This is a genomic window from Actinomadura formosensis, assembly GCF_050948385.1.
Taxonomy (GTDB): domain Bacteria; phylum Actinomycetota; class Actinomycetes; order Streptosporangiales; family Streptosporangiaceae; genus Spirillospora; species Spirillospora formosensis.
The window spans coordinates 3,690,876-3,707,839 of the sequence record NZ_CP192011.1; the positions used below are offsets into that span (position 1 = coordinate 3,690,876).

The 16,964-nt window shown below is 74.2% G+C and carries 20 protein-coding genes; 9 read left to right on the plus strand and 11 right to left on the minus strand.

Annotated elements, in window-relative coordinates; all coding sequences use genetic code 11:
* Positions 1 to 124: 124 nt before the first annotated feature.
* From ACQP1N_RS17445 to ACQP1N_RS17455, 3 genes are all read right to left on the minus strand, one after another.
* Positions 125 to 622, minus strand: coding sequence for a GNAT family N-acetyltransferase (locus ACQP1N_RS17445; protein ID WP_433225234.1), 498 nt, complete (start codon positions 620 to 622; stop codon positions 125 to 127).
* Between the two features lie 203 nt (positions 623 to 825).
* The gene (locus ACQP1N_RS17450) at positions 826 to 1,566 is read right to left on the minus strand and encodes a DUF72 domain-containing protein (protein WP_433225236.1); all 741 of its coding nucleotides are present in this window, start codon (positions 1,564 to 1,566) and stop codon (positions 826 to 828) included.
* A gap of 36 nt (positions 1,567 to 1,602) precedes the next feature.
* The gene (locus tag ACQP1N_RS17455) at positions 1,603 to 2,061 is read right to left on the minus strand and encodes a hypothetical protein (RefSeq protein WP_067803439.1); all 459 of its coding nucleotides are present in this window, start codon (positions 2,059 to 2,061) and stop codon (positions 1,603 to 1,605) included.
* A 50-nt stretch (positions 2,062 to 2,111) separates the two neighbouring features.
* Here ACQP1N_RS17455 and ACQP1N_RS17460 point away from each other — a divergent pair, with 50 nt between their 5' ends.
* Positions 2,112 to 3,164 (plus strand): tyrosine-type recombinase/integrase, encoded by a 1,053-nt coding sequence (locus ACQP1N_RS17460; protein ID WP_067803493.1) that lies wholly within the window; start codon positions 2,112 to 2,114, stop codon positions 3,162 to 3,164.
* A 40-nt stretch (positions 3,165 to 3,204) separates the two neighbouring features.
* Here ACQP1N_RS17460 and ACQP1N_RS17465 read toward each other — a convergent pair whose 3' ends face one another.
* Complete coding sequence (locus ACQP1N_RS17465; protein ID WP_433225238.1) at positions 3,205 to 3,840, minus strand: HAD family hydrolase; 636 nt, start codon at positions 3,838 to 3,840, stop codon at positions 3,205 to 3,207.
* A 379-nt stretch (positions 3,841 to 4,219) separates the two neighbouring features.
* On the opposite strand from ACQP1N_RS17465, the gene ACQP1N_RS17470 reads away from it, so the two are divergent.
* Both ACQP1N_RS17470 and ACQP1N_RS17475 read left to right on the plus strand, forming a co-directional pair.
* On the plus strand, positions 4,220 to 4,876 hold the full coding sequence (locus tag ACQP1N_RS17470; protein WP_067803433.1) for a DedA family protein: 657 nt from the start codon (positions 4,220 to 4,222) through the stop codon (positions 4,874 to 4,876).
* Between the two features lie 125 nt (positions 4,877 to 5,001).
* Positions 5,002 to 5,757, plus strand: a complete 756-nt coding sequence (locus tag ACQP1N_RS17475; protein WP_067803430.1) for a phosphatase PAP2 family protein — start codon at positions 5,002 to 5,004, stop codon at positions 5,755 to 5,757.
* Between the two features lie 87 nt (positions 5,758 to 5,844).
* Here the strand turns inward: ACQP1N_RS17475 and ACQP1N_RS17480 are convergent, their stop codons facing one another.
* The gene (locus tag ACQP1N_RS17480) at positions 5,845 to 6,513 is read right to left on the minus strand and encodes a response regulator transcription factor (RefSeq protein ID WP_067803427.1); all 669 of its coding nucleotides are present in this window, start codon (positions 6,511 to 6,513) and stop codon (positions 5,845 to 5,847) included.
* Positions 6,510 to 8,246, minus strand: a complete 1,737-nt coding sequence (locus tag ACQP1N_RS17485; RefSeq protein ID WP_433225242.1) for a sensor histidine kinase — start codon at positions 8,244 to 8,246, stop codon at positions 6,510 to 6,512. Before ACQP1N_RS17485 ends, ACQP1N_RS17480 begins: the two co-directional genes overlap by 4 nt.
* A 198-nt stretch (positions 8,247 to 8,444) precedes the next feature.
* Here ACQP1N_RS17485 and ACQP1N_RS17490 point away from each other — a divergent pair, with 198 nt between their 5' ends.
* From ACQP1N_RS17490 to ACQP1N_RS17510, 5 genes are all read left to right on the plus strand, one after another.
* Positions 8,445 to 9,110: a response regulator gene (locus ACQP1N_RS17490; protein WP_433225244.1), complete on the plus strand. Its 666-nt coding sequence runs from the start codon at positions 8,445 to 8,447 to the stop codon at positions 9,108 to 9,110.
* A gap of 67 nt (positions 9,111 to 9,177) precedes the next feature.
* A complete protein-coding gene (locus ACQP1N_RS17495; RefSeq protein ID WP_433225247.1) occupies positions 9,178 to 9,813 on the plus strand; it encodes an RNA polymerase sigma factor in 636 nt (211 codons plus the stop codon).
* On the plus strand, positions 9,810 to 10,601 hold the full coding sequence (locus ACQP1N_RS17500; protein ID WP_433225249.1) for a methylated-DNA--[protein]-cysteine S-methyltransferase: 792 nt from the start codon (positions 9,810 to 9,812) through the stop codon (positions 10,599 to 10,601). The genes ACQP1N_RS17495 and ACQP1N_RS17500 overlap by 4 nt, the downstream gene beginning before the upstream one ends.
* Positions 10,602 to 10,702: 101 nt before the next feature.
* A complete protein-coding gene (locus ACQP1N_RS17505) occupies positions 10,703 to 11,779 on the plus strand; it encodes an NAD-dependent epimerase/dehydratase family protein (RefSeq protein ID WP_433225251.1) in 1,077 nt (358 codons plus the stop codon).
* An 82-nt stretch (positions 11,780 to 11,861) separates the two neighbouring features.
* A complete protein-coding gene (locus tag ACQP1N_RS17510; protein ID WP_067803413.1) occupies positions 11,862 to 12,113 on the plus strand; it encodes a hypothetical protein in 252 nt (83 codons plus the stop codon).
* A gap of 28 nt (positions 12,114 to 12,141) precedes the next feature.
* Here the strand turns inward: ACQP1N_RS17510 and ACQP1N_RS17515 are convergent, their stop codons facing one another.
* The 5 genes from ACQP1N_RS17515 to ACQP1N_RS17535 form a co-directional block, all read right to left on the minus strand.
* A complete protein-coding gene (locus ACQP1N_RS17515) occupies positions 12,142 to 12,408 on the minus strand; it encodes a CDGSH iron-sulfur domain-containing protein (protein WP_433232740.1) in 267 nt (88 codons plus the stop codon).
* 4 nt (positions 12,409 to 12,412) lie between these two features.
* Positions 12,413 to 13,129, minus strand: coding sequence for a HemK2/MTQ2 family protein methyltransferase (locus ACQP1N_RS17520; RefSeq protein ID WP_306303184.1), 717 nt, complete (start codon positions 13,127 to 13,129; stop codon positions 12,413 to 12,415).
* Positions 13,129 to 14,235, minus strand: coding sequence for an iron-containing redox enzyme family protein (locus tag ACQP1N_RS17525; protein ID WP_433225253.1), 1,107 nt, complete (start codon positions 14,233 to 14,235; stop codon positions 13,129 to 13,131). The genes ACQP1N_RS17520 and ACQP1N_RS17525 overlap by 1 nt, the downstream gene beginning before the upstream one ends.
* A gap of 40 nt (positions 14,236 to 14,275) precedes the next feature.
* Entirely contained in the window at positions 14,276 to 15,502 is a 1,227-nt protein-coding gene (locus ACQP1N_RS17530) for a carboxylate-amine ligase (RefSeq protein ID WP_433225255.1), read from the minus strand.
* Positions 15,503 to 15,636: 134 nt separating this feature from the next.
* Positions 15,637 to 16,398, minus strand: coding sequence for a sulfite exporter TauE/SafE family protein (locus ACQP1N_RS17535; protein WP_242608990.1), 762 nt, complete (start codon positions 16,396 to 16,398; stop codon positions 15,637 to 15,639).
* A gap of 202 nt (positions 16,399 to 16,600) precedes the next feature.
* Here ACQP1N_RS17535 and ACQP1N_RS17540 point away from each other — a divergent pair, with 202 nt between their 5' ends.
* Complete coding sequence (locus ACQP1N_RS17540; protein ID WP_067806372.1) at positions 16,601 to 16,951, plus strand: YciI family protein; 351 nt, start codon at positions 16,601 to 16,603, stop codon at positions 16,949 to 16,951.
* Positions 16,952 to 16,964 lie beyond the last annotated feature (13 nt).

Genomic DNA, 16,964 nt, shown 5'->3' on the forward strand with positions numbered 1-16,964 from the left:
GACCAAATGTGGCCACATGTGCCTGAAGTCATATTGTGCCGTTCTAGGCCAATTATTGATCTTTTCAAGATGTTCATCGAGTTTCGGCATTCACCAACCTCAGTGCCCATCTGATGGGGCTCCTTCACAGTTCGATCCAGTAGCGGTCCTCGCCGCGGGCGCGGCCGTCGTGAACACCGCCGTTCGCGATGATCACGCGGCGGGACGGGTCGTTACCGGTGGCGCAGGTCAGCAGGATGCGGTCCAGGCCGAGGCGGCGGCACTCCACCAGGCCGGCGGCGAGCATCCGCGTCGCGTGGCCCCGCCGCCGCCATGGCATGACGACGTGATAGCCGACGTGGCCGCCGACCTCGGCGAGCTCCGGTGTCAGGCGGTGCCGGACGATCAGCGTGCCCAGGTAATGCTCACCCGAGACGTACCAGAACGTCGTGCACGGAACGCCCCAGCGCTCCTGGACGCCGCGGCGCCGCGCGGCGAACGCACCGAAGTCCTCGAATGCCTCGTCCAGCCAGTCCATGGGGTCGCCGCTCGCCAGGTGGTCGGCCTTCTCCCCGGCCAGGAACGACTCGCGCACGGCCTCCGTCGGCGGGACCAGGCGCGGGGGTGGGATGAGGTCGTCCATGCGTGCCAGTCTCGCCCGATACGGGGTGTCCGGCGGTGCGGGGTCCGGCGGGCCGCCGCCTCTCCTCCGCCGGCAGGGCTCGCCCGGGTTTGCGGTCAAACCAGACAGAAGCTGAATTCTGTCTGGTTTGCGACATTTGTGACGTTTTATCCGTTCACGCCCGGTGGTCGGGCCGCGCTTGCACGCCCCCGAGAGCGAGCGGGTCATCCGTGCTCCCCCGGCTCGGAACGAGAGGTGTCGGGGGTGACGAGGGCGGCGAAACGGAGGGCGTCGCGGACGGCGGCGCCACCTGGGTCGTTGTTGAAGTAGACGTAGGCGTCTTCGTCGTGGGCCAGTTCGCCCGCCCAGGTCTGGAGGGTCTGGTCGTCATACTCGGGCCAGGGCTCCGCAGGCCCTTCGTGGAAGCGCAGGTAGAGCCAGCCGGTGGTCCGCCAGAGGGGTGTCTGGGGACGGCCGAGGCTGTCGGCCCAGCACAGGGCGGCGCCGTGCCGTTCGAGGACGCGGCGGGTCTCGTCCGTCCACCATGAGGGGTGGCGGGGTTCGACGGCGATGCGAACCTCCGCGGGGAACTGGCGCAGGCAGGCGGTGAGGCGGTCGGTGTCGGCCTGCAGGGTGGGCGGGAGTTGCAGCAGGACGGGGCCGAGCTTGGTGCCGAGCCCGTTGGCGGCGTTCATGAGGCGGGCCACGGGTTCCGCGGGGTCCTTGAGGCGTTTCATGTGGGTGAGGTAGCGGCTCGCCTTGACCGCCATGACGAAGCCGGGCGGGGTGTTGTCGCGCCACAGCTCGAACGTTTCGCGGCTGGGCAGGCGGTAGAAGGCGTTGTTGTTCTCGACGGTGGCGAAGACGTCGCCGTAGTGCTGCAACCAGCGGCGCTGCGGGAGGCCGGGCGGGTAGAGGACGCCGCGCCAGTCGGTGTACTGCCATCCCGATGTGCCGATGAGCACGGCCCCTCCCCCTCGTCCGGTGGTGCGTGCCCCGGGTCATACCCCGCGGCGGCGGGGTTCGAGGGTGCGGATGTAGTCGACGAGGCGGACGCCGATCTCGAACGGGATGTCGGGGCCGTCGAGGTCGAGGTCGGGCCAGGTTTCGGAGATGCGGCGCCAGGTGCGGCGGCCGAGGAAGACACCGGTGACGGGGTCGTCGCCGAGTTCGGCGCGCCACTGCGGTTCGGTGGTGAGGAGGCGGGTGAGGGCGGCGTCGTTGTCGGGTTCGTTGCGGTGTTCGGCGTGGAAGCCGATTTCGACGGCGTGGGTGCGGGCGCCGGGTGCGAGGTCGGCGGGGATGATCTGGGCTTCGTAGTGTTCGCGGTGGGGTGCGGGGTCGCCGAACCAGGCTTTGACGCCGTTGTGGCGTGTCTGGACGTGGGGGTGCCCGAGGGCGGGCGGGGTCGATCCCCGGATGATCTCGCTGACCTGGTCGAACAGTGCGCGGTCCGTCATCGTGCCGATCTTAGGGGTGTTTGTCGGTGGCGGGCGGTAGCGTCCGGCGGGTGCGTCCTTCCGATGTTCAGCGTCTGACGGTGGCCGAGTGTGCGGATCGTTATGGGGAGATGGTGCGTGCGAAGACTTCGACGGGGGCGTTGGCGCCGGCGTCGGCGGAGGTGTACGCGCGGGACGTGGTGACGTTCGCGGCGCTGGCCGGCCCGGATCGGGTGCTGGACGATCTGACGGGTGAGGACGTCGATGAGGTGCTGCTTCGGTTCGCGCGCAAGCCGGATGAGCGGCGGCGGGTGCGTCCGGTGGCGGCTGGGGGCGGGCCGTTGCAGAGTGCGGCGTCGCAGGCGCGGTTCCGGCGTTCGGTGTCGGCGTTCTTCCGGTATGCGGTGGTGGCGGGGTGGGTGCAGCTGAATCCGATGCAGGCGGTGACGGTGCGGCCGAAGCATCGGGGTGGGTTGCGGGCGGAGCGGCGTGCGTTGACGGTGGAGCAGGCGGAGGGGCTGCTGGGGGCGGCGCGTGAGCTGGCGGAGGAGCCGGTGGCGGCGCGGCGGCGGGTGGATCAGCGGACGGAGTTGCGGGACGGGTTGATCGTGTTGCTGCTGGCGGCGGTGGGGCCGCGGGTGTCGGAGTTGACGGCGGCGAACACCGAGGATTTTTTCGTGAACGGGGGGACGCGGTATTGGCGGATCTTCGGTAAGGGTGGGCGGACGCGGGATGTGCCGCTTCCGCGTCCGGTGGTGGAGGTGCTGGATGCGTATCTGGTGGACGGGCGCGGGCTGCTGGATCGGGGGCGGGAGCCGAAGGCGCTGCTGTTGTCGTGGCGGGGGCGGCGGCTGGCGCGGGGTGATGTGCAGGGGGTGATCGACCGGGTGCTGGAGCGGGTGGAGCCGGGGCGGCGGCGGAGTGTGACGCCGCATGGGCTGCGGCATACGACGGCGACGCATCTGCTGGCGGCGGCGACGGACATGGATGCGGTGCGGCGGGTGCTGGGGCATGCGGATCTGTCGACGCTTGGGCGGTACCGGGATGAGCTGCCGGGTGAACTGGAGGCGGCGATGCGGGTGCATCCGCTGCTGGGGCCCGTGGAGGGGCGCCGGGGCGGCTGACCGTCCCCGCTCCCCCTCTCCCCCCGCCCCGCTGCGGGGGTCAGGTGGTGAGGGTGCGGGCGAGGGCGTAGGCCTCGGTGAGGTCGGTGCCGCGGTAGTCGAGGGCGGCGATGTCGGCGAGGTGCTGGTCGGCGTTGACGGCGACGGTGTTGGTGAGGTGCCGGAAGAGGGGCACGTCGGACATGGAGTCGCCGTAGGCGGTGCATTGGGTGAGGGTGAGGCGGTGGCGGGTGCGGAGCTCTTCGGTGACGCGGACCTTGTCGGCGGGGGTGAGGATGCCGGTGGGGTCGAGGGTGCCGGTGAAGGGCATCGGGGGGAAGCGGGAGGCGATGACGTCGTCGAAGCCGAGATCGAGGAGGTGGCGGGCGAAGAAGTCGGGCGACATGGTGATGACGGCGGAGTGTTCGCCGCGGGCACGGATGTCGGCGCAGACGTCGGCGATGCCGGTGAGCCAGGTGGCGGTGGTGTAGGCGGTGGCGACGATGTCGGGGGTGAGGTCGCGCCAGAGGCGGTGGATCTCGGTGGAGAAGCCGCGGGTGTCGAGGGTGTCGGTGGTGAATCGGGCTTCGAGTTCGTGGAGTTCGGGGAGGGTGCCGAGGTGGCGGGCGATTTCGAGGTTGGCGGTGGTGCCGGTGAGGAGGGTGCCGTCCATGTCGAAGATGTGCAGGTGTCCCACAGGATGTGGAGTGTGGCGGATGGGCGGGTGGGGGTGCGAGTGGTTTTCGGGTGTCTGCCCGCCGGTTTGGCGCGCTGGTGGGCGGCTTTGGAGGGGGGTAGGTCGGCGGTGGCGAGGGCGTCGCCGAGGAGTTGGAGGGTGTGGTCGTGGTCGCAGGCGCGGGTGGCGGCGTCGTGGGCTGGTGTGTTCATGGTGGTCTCCCCTGTCGTTGTGCTCCTTTCAGGGTGGTGGTCGCCGTGGGGGTGGGTCGTCCTTCTGGGTGAGGGATGTGTCGTACATCGTTCGGAGGATGCGGGGTTTGTCCTCTGCCGAAAGTCGGGGGTGGTGATGGTCGTCGGTGGGATCCGCGGGCGGGTGATCGTTTTCTAGTGTCGGGTTCATGGACGTGGTCATGGGGGTGGTGGACACGGCGGTGACGTCGCCGTGGTTCTACGTGGTGTTGTTCGTGGTCGCGGTGGTCGACGGGTTCTTCCCGGTGGTGCCGAGCGAGAGCATGGTGATCACGGCGGGGGTGTATGCGGCGTCGGGGCAGCCGGATCCGGTGCCGGTGGTGGTGCTGGCCGCGCTGGGGGCGTTCGCGGGTGATCATGTGTCGTTTCTGGTGGGGCGCTGGTCGGGTGGGCGGCTGGTGCGGGGGCTGCGGGCGGGGTCGCGGCGGCATGCGGTGTTCGGGTGGGCGCGGCGGGCGATGGCGGAGCGGGGTGGCCTGATCCTGGTGGTGGCGCGGTATGTGCCGGGTGGACGGACCGCGGTGACGGCGACGATGGGCGCGGTCGGGTATCCGGTGCGGTGGTTTTCGTTGTTCGCTGCGGTGGCGGCGGTGTCGTGGGCGGTGTACGGGACGGTGCTGGGTTATGTGGGCGGGGTGGCGTTCGAGGGTGATCCGTTGAAGGGGGTGGTGGTCGGGTTGGGGCTGGCGCTGTCGGTGGCGGTGGTGGTGGAGGGGGTGCGTTTTGTGCGGCGCCGCCGGGCGGGTGCGCGGCCGCGGGGTGCGGACGGCGGCGGTGCGGGGGCGGGGCCGTTGGCGGGCGGGTGATGTGTTGGCGGTGATCGTGGAAAGTGCCGGGTTTCGGGCTCGGGTGGTCGTAGGGTGAACTCCTGCGGTCCGTCCGGGGTCTCAAGGGTGTCGGGCGGGGATCGCTCGTGAGTGTGAGGGAGAGTATGGGAGCGCCGGATTTCAGCGCCGATCTGTACCGGGAGATCACCGGGTTCGCGCAGGGCACGCCGTCCTGGGTGCATGAGGTGGCGGACGTGGGGACGGATGCGGGGCTGCTGTTGTTCGCCGTGTTGTTCGTGGCGGGCTGGTGGCGGGCGCGGGGGCTGGACGCACGCGCGATGGGTTTGGCGTTGGCGGCGCCGTTCGCGGTGGTGTCGGCGTATCTGGTGAGCGAGGTGTCGAAGAGTTACATCCAGGAGGAGCGGCCGTGCCGGGCGGTGGCGGGTGCGGTGCACATCGCGGCGTGTCCGTCGCCGGGTGACTGGTCGTTCCCGAGTAATCACGCGACGATCGCGGCGGCGTCGGCGGCGGCGATCGTGGTGGCGTGGCGGGCGCTGGCGCCGGTGGTGCTGCCGTTGGCGGCTCTGATGGCGTTCTCGCGGGTGTTCGTGGGTGTGCATTATCCGCATGATGTGGCGGCGGGGTTCCTGGTGGGCGTTGTGGTGGCGCCGTTGGCGGCGCTGCTGCTGGTGCGGGTGCTGCGGCCGTTGGTGGAGGCGTTGCGGGGCGTGTCGGTGGGTGGGGTGCTGCTGGGGGCGCGTCCGGCGGCGGTGGCCGGTGCCGTGGGTGTGCCGGGGGCGCCGGTGCCGCATGGGGGGCTGGGGCCGGCGGTGGGTGCCGCCGCTCCGGTGGACGATGCGGCGGTGACGATGCCGGATGTGATGGGTGGGGTGACTCGCCGTCAGGGGCCTGTCCCCTAGCCCGGTGGGGTTCGGCGGGCCGTTCCGGTGGTGTGCCGGGGCGGCCCGTTTTGTGTTCGGTGTTCGCCGTTGACGCCGAGGCGTGTGTCAGGGGGTTTCGCCGGTGTCGTCGACGAGGCCGGCTTCGTAGGCGATGACGGCGGCCTGGACGCGGTTGCGGACGTCCAGGCGGGTGAGGATGGCGCTGACGTAGGCCTTGACGGTGCCTTCGACGAGGTGGAGGCGGGCGGCGATCTCGGCGTTGGGCAGGCCGGCGCCGAGGAGGGCGAGGACGTCGCGTTCGCGGGGGGTGAGGGCGGCGGTGCGGCGGCGGGCGCGGGCGCCGCCGGCGAGGCGGCCGGCGCCGATCTCGGTGATGACGCGGTGGGCGACCTTTGGGGACAGGTAGGCGGCGCCGCCGGCGACGGCGCGGACGCCGGCGATGAGTTCGCGGGGGTCGCCGGATTTGAGGAGGAAGCCGCTGGCGCCGCCGGACAGGGCGCGGGCGATGTAGTCGTCCTCGCCGAAGGTGGTGAGCATGATGATGCCGGTGGCGGGGGCGGTGCGGCGTAGTTCGGTGGCGGCGGTGAGGCCGTCCAGGCGGGGCATGCGGATGTCGAGGAGGGCGACGTCGGGGCGGTGGCGGAGGGTGAGGTCGATGGCCTCGTGCCCGTCGGCGGCCTCGGCGACGACGTCGATGCCGGGGTCGGCGGTGAGGATGGCGCGGACGCCGGCGCGGATCATGGCCTCGTCGTCGGCGAGCAGTGCGCGGATCACGGGTTCTCCTGGTCGCGGTGGCGGGTGCCGAGTTCGGCGGTGTCGTAGGCGTTTTTGGTGGTGAGGCGGCCGCCGGTGAAGCAGAGCCGGTACACGCGGGAGGGGCCGAGGAGGTTGGCGTCGGGGCGGTAGTAGCGGCAGTCGGCGTGGGCGGGTTCGGGGACGGTGGTGTGGACGATGCCGGCGTCGGTGGTTTCCATGGGCGGCAGGGTTTGCTCGACCTGGTGCTGGGGGGTGCCGACGCGGAGGGCGGCGTAGTCGGCGGGCGGGAGGACGGAGTTGAGGGCGGCGTAGATGTAGTAGCCGGCCATGAGGGCGCCGAGGGCGGCCATGAGGGCGGTGGGGACGGCGATGGCGGTGATGAGTCCGCGGCGGACCTGGCGGCGTTCGCGGCCGAGGAGGCGGGCGGATTCGGAGGTCCACTCCCCCGGCGGGGCGGTGGCCGGTTCGGGTGGGGTGGCCGGGGGGACGGCGGGGAGGCAGGCGGTGAGGGTGAAGCCGCCGCCGGGGGTGGGTGCGGTGTGCAGGGTGCCGCCGAGGACGCGGAGGCGTTCGGTGAGTCCGGTGAGTCCGTGTCCGCCGGAGGGCGGCGGTGGCGGGTCGTTGGGTGGCGGGTCGTTGGGTGGCGGGTCGTTGGTGACGGTGATGGTGAGTGCGCTGCCGGTGCCGCGGGTGAGGGTGGCGGTGATGGCGGCGCCGGGGGCGTGCTTGGTGGCGTTGGTGATGGCCTCCTGGACGACGCGGTGGGCGGTGAGCGCCGCCATCGGCGGCAGGCCGGTGAGGGCGTCGTGGCCGGTGAGGTGGATGGGGACGCCGGAGGCGCGGGCGCGGTCGACGAGGTCGGGGATGCTTTCGCGGGCGGGCCGGACCCGGGCCGCACCGCCGCCGAGGCCGCCGTCGCCGTGGTGGTGGTCGTGGTGGTCGTCGCGGAGGACGCCGATGATTTCGCGGAGGTGGTCGGTGGCTTCGGCGGCGCCGGTGCGCAGTTCGGCGGCGGCGGCGCGGTGCCGGTCGTCGAGGCCGGGGGTGACCTGCAGGGCGCCGGCGCGGACGGCGATGAGGGCGAGTTCGTGGCCGAGGGAGTCGTGCATGTCCTGGGCGATGCGGGCGCGTTCGCGGAGGCGTTCGCGTTCGGCGGTGATGCGCTGCTGGTGTTCGAGGCGTTCGGCGCGTTCCCATCCGGCGCGCAGGAGTTCTTGGTGCTGGCGCCAGTAGCGGCCGATGAGCCAGGGCAGGACGCCGAGCAGGACGAGCCAGACGGTGGAGGGGAACCAGGTGGCCACGTCCAGGCCGCGGGCGATCGCCAGGAGGCTGCCGCCGAGGAACACGGTGGTGAATCCCCACAGCAGGGGCTGTGTGCGGGCGGTGCGCAGGCCGGTCAGGTAGGCCAGGACGGGCATGGCGAACACGAAGTTGCCGTGGATGAGGTTGAGGGGGATGGCGGTGAGCAGGGCGGCGGTGGGCCAGGGGCGGCATCCGGCGATGGCGGCGGCCAGGACGGCGAGCCCGGCGCCCTGCAGCCACCAGAACGCGTGGCCGGGCTGCGGCGGGGAGATCATGTCGGCGGTGACGGGGAACGCCAGGACGGCGTAGAGCAGGGTGTCCTTGATCAGGGCGGCGCGGGTGGGGCGGCGGATCGCGGCGCGCAGCGCGGCCGGGCGGGCGGTTTGGAGGGCGGTCCGTGCGGCGTGGGTGAGGGTGTGGGGTGCCCGTGCCGGCGCGGAGTCGTTCACGGGCTTCACGCTACTGGCCGGTGAATCGCGGCGTTACTGACGAAAGTCGGGGTGCGGGTGCGGCGTGAAGATCGCGGGAGGGGCCGGGCTGAACTACGGTTGCCCCCGTGAGGGCGGCCTTGGTGCGCCGCCTCGGCGGTGGCGGGGCCGGGCGTGGCCGCCGCTGGACGGCGCCGGTGGTGAGGTGGAGGGGATCGCGTGATCCGGGTGATGCTGGCCGACGACCAGAGGCTGGTGCGGGCGGGGTTCCGGTCGATCCTGGAGGGTGAGGACGACATCGAGATCGTCGCCGAGGCCGGGGACGGGGAGCAGGCGGTGGCGCGGGCGGGTGAGCTGCGGCCCGACGTGGTGCTGATGGACGTCCGCATGCCGGTGCTGGACGGGTTGGAGGCGACCCGGCGGATCATGGCCGACCCGCGGCTCACCGGTGTCCGCGTGGTGATCTTGACGACGTTCGACCTGGACGATTACGTGTACGGGGCGATCAAGGCGGGTGCGAGCGGGTTCCTGGTGAAGGACACCGAGCCCGCGGAGCTGATCCACGGGGTGCGGGTGGTGGCGCGCGGTGACGCGCTGCTGGCGCCGGCGGTGACGCGGCGGCTGATCGCCGAGTTCGCGTCCCGGATCACCGCTCGGCCGCCGGCGGCGGAGCTGAGCGTGCTCACCGGGCGGGAGCGGGAGGTGCTGGAGCTGGTGGCGGCGGGCCTGTCGAACGAGGAGATCGCCGGGCGGCTGGTGCTGTCGCCGGCGACGGCGAAGACGCATGTCAGTCGTATCCTGGCCAAGCTGGGGGCGCGGGACCGGGCGCAGTTGGTGGTGCTGGCGTATGAGACGGGTGTGATCCGTCCAGGCTGGTTCGGCTGACCCGGCGCCCCGGCTGGACTTGGCTGAGCCGCCGCAACCGGGCAGGGCGGGGCGGTGTTGAACGGATGTGACGGTTACGGACGAGGCTCTCCCCCGCTCCCCCGCCGCCGGCCCGGCGGGCGATCCGGTGGGCGCGGAGGTCGTCGCGGCGCTGGTGCGGGACCTGGACGTGGGGTTCGCGGCCCTGTACGAGGCGTACCGGGGCGCGGTGTTCTCCACCGCGCTGCGGCTGTGCGGGCGGTGGGCCGAGGCCGAGGACCTGTCCGCGGAGGCGTTTCTGCGCGCCTACCGGGCGCTGGCCGGGTATGCGCCGGGGCGGGTGGCGGCGCTGCGTCCGCGGCCGTGGCTGCTGACGATCCTGGCGAACGTGTGGCGCAACAGCCTGCGGTCGGCGGCGCGGCGGCCGGCGGCGGCGCCGTTGGAGGACGCCCCCGATCCGCCCGATCCGGGTGAGGGTGTGGAGGATGTGGCCGCGCGCCGTGAGACGGGCCGGGAGCTGGCGGCGTTGCTGGCCGCGCTGCCCGAGATGCAGCGGGCGGCGGTGGTGCTGCGGCATGTGACCGATCTGCCCGTCGCCGAGATCGCGGCCGTCCTGGATCTCCCGGAGGGGACTGTGAAGTCGCACATCTCCCGGGGGCTGGCGCGGCTCCGTGAACTGCGTGCCGCCGGGCGGGATCCGGGGCAGAAAGGGGGCGTCCGATGAGCGGCATCGATTCAGGTGGCATCGGCCCGGGTGGGGCGGCTGATCGGCTGGAGGCCGAGCTGGCGGGGCTGGCCGCCGACGCGCCGCCCGCCCTGCTGGACCGCATCGCCGCCCGCCGCGTCCACGTCGCGGGGCCGCTGGAGGAGGGGCCGCTGGTGGGGGTGCAGGTGGCGTTCACCGACCGCGGTGTCGCCTATCTGCGCGCCGGGATGGGCGAGCGGGAGTTCGCCGAGGCGTTCCGGGCCCGGTTCGCGCGGCCGCTGCTGCCCGCCGCGCGTCCCCCGGCCGGGCTGGTGCCGGCGCTGCGCACGGGGCGGCTGGGCGGGCTGGCGCTGGACCTGCGGGGGCTCGGTGATTTCGAGGCCGCGGTGCTGCGCGCCGCGGCGCAGATCCCGCGCGGGCAGACCCGCCCGTATGCGTGGGTGGCGCGGCGGGCGGGGCGGCCGAAGGCGGTCCGGGCGGTGGGGTCGGCGCTGGGCCGCAACCCGGTCCCGCTGCTGATCCCCTGCCATCGGGTGACCCGGTCGGACGGGTCGCTGGGCGGCTATGTGTTCGGTGCGGACGCCAAGGAGCGGCTGCTGCGCGCCGAGGACGTGGACGTCGACGCCGTGGCCGAGCTGGCGCGGCGGGGGGTGCGGCTGGTGGGCTCCGACACCACCGGGGTCGTGTGCTATCCGACGTGCGGGGACGCGCGGCGGATCGCGCCGGGGCACCGGCGCGGGTTTCGGGATCTGGCGGCGGCGCGGGCGGCCGGGTACCGGCCGTGCGAGCACTGCCGTCCCGCCTGACCCGCCCCCGGGAGGCGCATAGATCGGTGTCGGCCGGGAATGGGGCGTCCACCTGCGGGGACGATCCCGCATCGAGCACCGCCGACGAGGGGGAGATCGCCATGCGTGTCGTCGTGACCGGCGCCACCGGCAACATCGGGACCAGCACGCTGCGGGCGCTTGCCGAGGATCCGGCCGTCACCGCCGTCACCGGTCTGGCCCGCCGCGCGCCCGGGCCCGGCGCCGTCCGCGACACCGATCCGGCCGGCACCGGCAAGATCGAGTGGGCGACCGCCGATGTCACCGACACCGATCTGGTTCCGCTGATGCGCGGCGCCGACGTGGTCATCCACCTGGCGTGGCTGTTCCAGCCCACCCATCGGCCCGCGGTCACCTGGGACGCCAACGTCGTCGGCAGCGGGCGGGTGTTCGACGCCGCCGCCCGGGCCGGTGTCGCGGCCCTGGTGTACTCCTCGTCCGTCGGTGCCTACTCCCCCGGTCCCAAGGACCGCCCGGTCGATGAGTCCTGGCCTACGCACGGGTGGCCCGGTGCCGCCTATTCGCGGGAGAAGGCGTACGTTGAGCGGCTTCTGGACGCGTTCGAGATCGCCAATCCCGGCTGCCGCGTGGTGCGGATCCGGCCGGGGTTCGTGTTCGAACGCCAGAGCGCGGGCGAGCAGCGCAGGCTGTTCGCCGGTCCGCTGCTGCCCGGGCGGCTCGTGCGGCCAGGCCGTATCCCGGTGGTGCCCGACCTGCCGGGTCTGCGGCTGCAGGTGCTGCACTCCGCCGATGCCGGGCAGGCGTTCCGGCTCGCCGCGACCGGTGATGTCCGCGGCGCGTTCAACATCGCCGCCGAACCCGTCCTGGACTCCGCCGAACTCGCCGACATCTTCGGTGCCCGCACGGTCCGGGTGCCCCAGCGGGGGGTCCGCGCCGCGATCGCCGCCGCGTGGGCGCTGCACCTGGTGCCCGCTTCGCCCGGTCTGTTCGACCTGGCCATGGAGATCCCGGTGATGGACACCGCGCGGGCCCGCACCGAACTGGGCTGGACGCCCCACCACACCGCCCGCGAGGCGTTCACCGAGTTCCTGGAGGGCCTGCGCGCCGGTGCCGGGCGTGACACCCCGCCGCTGGCCCCCGGCACCGGCGGGCCGGGCCGCGCCCGCGAGTTCGCCACCGGCGTCGGCCGTAAACCCTGACCCGCGAACACCGACCCGCGAACACCGACCCGCATCCCCGATCAGCATCCCGGTCCGCGATCACGAATCCGGAGGTCACCCGATGCCGACGATCACTGCCGACCACCTGCACGCCCTGCTGGCCTCCAGCGACCGCGGCGCCGCGCTCGTCGTGGTCGAGGGCCGCGCCGCCGTCGTCCCCGCCGATCCCGGCCGGGGTGACGGGCCTGAGGAGGCCTTGATGATCACCACGCGGGAGGCCGTCATCGCCGAACTCGACACCGGCGCCAACGAGGAGCGGATCGAGGCCCTGGCCCAGCGCCTGGACGTCGCCCTGCAAAGCCTCGGCGGCTGACTCCGCTGACGGCCCGCATCCCCGCCGGTCACCCGGCGGGGGCCTGGCCCGTGTCCTGAGCGGTGCCCGGATCTGTGCCCTGATCTGTGTCGGGGGCCGTGCGGACGCGGCGGCGGTGGCTGGTGTCGCAGAACGGGTAGGAGCGGCTGCGCCGGCACGTGCACAGCGCCACCAGCCACCGGTCCGACACCACCGTCGACCCGTCCTCCAGGACGACTTCGACCGGGCCCTCCACCAGCACCGGGCCACCCGGCATCATCCGCACCCGCCGCCGGTCCCGGTCCCGCGCGGGCATACGCTCAGGCGGGCTGCCGCTCACGCGCGTCCCCCTCCTCGTCCTGCTCGCCCCGATGCCCGGTGATCCGGTCGGCGCGCACCACGACCAGTTCCTCGTGGCGCTGCCCCGGGCCCAGCAGGCCCCGCGCCGCCAGGCCGGCCGCGCGGCGCCGCATCACCGGCCCGAACGGCTCCCGGTGCCGCGCCACCACCGACGCCCGCAGCCCCGCGGCGCGCAGCGACACCAGCGTCGCCGCCACCCCGTTCAGCGCCGAATGCACCACCAGCAGCGTTCCCGACGGCGTGAGGTGCCGCGGCGCCCGCGCGCAGATCCGGTCCAGCAGCACGCGCCCGCCGGGCCCCGCCTCCCACGCCCGGGAACGGCCCCGTACCCGGGCCGGGTCGGTGTCCCCGGCCACGTACGGGGGGTTGGCGACGATCACGTCGAACACCTCGTCCGCCACCGGCGCGAACAGGTCGCCGCGCAGCACCCGGACCGGCAGGCCCCGCACCAGCGCGTTCATCCGTGCGGTCAGCACCGCCTGCGCCGAGACGTCCACCGCGACGACCTCGCAGCCGGCGCGTGCCGCCGCCAGCGCCACCGCGCCCGTCCCGGTGCCGAGTTCCAGCAGCCGTGTGCCCGCCGGCGCCCCGGAGCGGCCCAGGGTGCGGGTCAGCGCGTCCGCCAGCAGCGAGGTGTCGGACTGCGGCCGGTACACCCCCGGCGGTCTCAGCAGCATCACCGGCCCTCCTTCACCGCGCCGGCCGGTGCGTCCGGGAGCGGGCGGCGCAGCGCCGAACGTCCCGCCCCCCAGGACCCCAGCAGGCGGGCGGCCAGCCGGTCCTCCAGCAGCCCCGTCGCCCGCACGCCCAGCGTCACGTCCCCGGCCAGGTCCGGCTCGGCGTCCAGCAGCGCGCCGATCACGTCGTGGCGCAGCACCTGTTCGTGGACGGCGTCGGCCTCGATGTGCTCGGTGTAGAACAGCCGGGCCCGCGGGCCCGCGCCCAGCCGCTGCAGCGCCGCCGCCATCCGCCGCGCGGACGGCGCCGTGGTGATCTCGGCCGCGGCGAAATGCCCGACCAGCGCGCCCCGCAGCGACCGCCGCAGCCCGAACAGCGACATCATGTTCACCGTCGCCAGCATCACCGCCGGGGCCGCGTCCACGTGGGCGCCGTAGGAGGAGTCCAGGCCCAGGTCGTCCAGCAGGCCGGCGTACAGGCCCTGGTGCATCATTTCGGGGCGTCCGCCGCCGAACTCGTCGTTCTCCACCGCCACCAGCGCGGTCTTGGCCCGGCCCCGCAGCCGCGGGATGACCCACGCATGGGGGTCGGCTTCTTTCAGGTGGTATATCGCCCGCAGCGCCGCATGTTCGCGGACCTGCCACCGTTCGCCGTGGTCGCGCAGGTGGTGGGAGACGCCTTGGGCGTCCACCGGCTCCACCAGCAGTTCCTCCAGCGCCGCCTGCACGTCGGTGCCGCCGGGGGTGTCGCGGCGCAGCGCCGCCAGGAACACCGTCTCCAGGGCGCCGCGCAGCCGCAGCAGCGCCGGGTCCCATTCCCAGTCGGGGTCGACGCCGGTGAACCCCTGGTAGTGCAGCTCGTAGCAGGTGTGCAGGGCCAGTTGCAGGTCCTCGCCGTAGGGGTCGGCGGACGCGGCGGCGCCGGCGGGCAGCAGGGCCGGGTCGCCTGGCGGCGGGCCCGCCCGCAGGGCCGTGATCACGGCCTGGGACAGGGGGCCGCGTGGTAGCGGCGGCCCCGGCGCGGTGTCCCGGGCGCGCGGCCGGACCGGGGTGGCGGGCGTCCCGGTGGGAGCCCGCCGTAGGGCGATGGCATGCGGAACGGTCATGTCTCCTCCGTGGTCAAGGGGCGTGGGCGGGGAGGTGCGGTCAGGGGGCGTCCGGCTCCGGTACCCGCTCGCATGCGTCCCATACGTCCGGTTCCTCCCCCGGGGGCGCGGTGGGCAGGACACCGGACTCGGTCTGGCGCGCCAGCATCTCCACCACCGTGCGGGGACCGCCCTCCACACCGTCGCCGGCGGCGTGCTCTGCGGCGGCGCGGCGCTGCCGGTCCGCGCCCGTCCCCGCCCGGCGGACGCCCTCCACCAGCGTGAACACCCGGTCCAGGTCCCCGGTGCCCGCCAGTGCGGGGGCGGCGCGGGCGATCAGGTCGTCCACCAGCCGCCACGCCGGGACGGACCGCCCGGTGACCGGGTCGGCCATCCGCCCGTCCAGGCCGCGGCGGGCCGCGTTCCACAGCGCCGCCGCGCACACCTGCCCGTCCGCGCGCGGCGCCTCCCGGCCGGCCGCCAGATCGGCCAGTGCCGCACCGACCAGGCCCCGTGTCAGCGCCGCCTGCAGCACCGCCTCGTCCGCGGTGGCCGCGGTGTCGGCCGCCCGGACCTCCACCGTCGGCCACCGCGGCGAGGGCCGCGCCAGCCAGAACGTCATGGCCGTGTCCACCAGCACGCCCGCTTCCACCAGCGCCTCGACCCGCGCGTCCCACGCGGCCGCCGACGCCGACCACGGCGGCACCCCCCATCCTGGGAACCGCGCCATCTCCACCATCCGGCGGGCCGCGTAACCGGTGTCGCGGCCGCGGTCGAACGGCGAGTTCACCGACAGCGCCAGCAGCACCGGCAGCCACGGCCGCAGATGGTTCACCACCGCCACCGCGGTCTCCCGGTCCGGGACGCCGACATGGACGTGGCAGCCGCACGCCTGGTAGTCCTCCACCACGTCCCCGTAGGCCGCCATGATCGCGGCGAACCGGTCGCCGCGGGCGGGCGGCGGCGCGGGAGCGTCCAGCACCGGCGTGCCCGAGGCGACCAGCCGGGCGCCGCCCGCCCGCGCCGCCGCCGCCAGCCGCGCCCGCCCGGACCGCAGTTGGGCCCGCAGGCCCGCCAGGTCGCGGCACACCCCCGTCGCCGCCTCCACCTGCGAGGACAGCAGCTCGGCCTGGAACGAGCCGCCCGAACTCTCCCACCCGTGCGGGCCGACCACCGCAAGGACACGTGCCGCATGCGGAACGCACCGCCCCGACACCGCGTCCACCAGCAGGAACTCCTCCTCCACGCCGAGAGTCACGCCCGGTGCCCCGGGGCCGTGTGCGCCCATGTGGTGTCCCCCTCGCTCGTGCGCGCCCCCGTCACCGGTGGCAATGCCCGCGCAGAACGTCCCCTCCCGCCCCCGGGCAAGATCCTTTGCGCCGCCGCCCGGCCCTGGTCGGCCGTGCCGTTCAGTGGTGCCGTTCAGCCGTGCAGGGCCACGTAAGGGGCCAGGGCCAGCAGGCTCACCACCAGCGCGCCTTTCAGCGCGCCGGCCGGCACCGCCCGCGCGATCACCCACCCCGCCAGCACTCCCGCCAGCTCCGGGACGCCCACCACCGCCGCCAGCGGCCAGTCCACCGCGCCCGCCGCGACGTACCCGGCCGTCCCGGCACCGGCGATCACCACCGACTGCGCCTGCGCCGCCGCCAGCGCCGGCAGCACCGGCGTCCCCAGCGCCACCAGCAGCGGGACGCTCAGCAGCGGCCCCCCGACCCCGAACATCGCGCCCACCACCGCCACCCCGGCGCCCACCGCCGCGGCGGCCGGCCGGCCCAGCTCACCGGCGGCCCGCGCGCCGGGCGGGCGCCGCCACAGCACCAGCACCGCCACCAGCGCGAGGAAGATCCCCAGCAGCACCCCGAACATCCGGCCCGTCACCAGCCCGTTCAGCAGCACCCCCAGCGGTGTCCCCACGACCGCGCCGCCCGCCAGCAGCGCCGCCGTCCGCCGCGTGCCCGGCTCCCGCAACTGCCCCGACCGGGTGTAGACGGCCGTGCCCAGCAGGCCCGTCGCGACATTGGTGACGATCGCCGTCCCCGCCACCTGCGCCGGCGGCAGCGCCGTGAACGTGAACAGCCCCACGGTGATCAGCACCCCGCCCGGCCCCACCGCGGTGATCCCGACCCCGGCCGCCAGCGCCAGCAGCATCAGCCCCGCGAGCGCACCCGGCTCCAGCCCGGCCACCGGCCCGTCCCCTCAGCGGCCGGCCGGCGCCGTGGCGGCGGCCGGCGGAGTCCCCGCCCGCCCATGGCCGCCGATGGCCGTGCCCGCGCTCATCGCCGCACACGCTACACCGCCGTCCGCGTCCGATGGCCGGACGGGCGCGGGTCTGGCATCCTGGCCGGCGGGTGGGACGCCCCGCCCGCCGGGACCAGGGGGGCAAGCCGTGCGCTACGTGCTCATGATCTGCAGTGACGAGACCGCCGGGACCGATCCCGCGCGCGCCGCCGCGACCGGCTGCGGCGGCTGGTCGCAGGAGATGACCGGCCGCGGCGTCATCCGCGGCGGCGCCGGGCTCGCACCGGCCAGCAGCGCCACCACCGTGAAGGTGCGCGGTGCGGAGGTGCTGCTCACCGACGGGCCGTTCGCCGAGACCAAGGACCAGATCGGCGGGTTCAGCATCATCGAGTGCTCCGGCCTGGCGGAGGCGATCGAGATCGCCGCCCGGCACCCGTGGGCCGAACTCGGCCAGATCGAGATCCGCCCGGTCGAGGAACCGGGCCCCGCGCAGGCGTGACCGCCACCGCGCA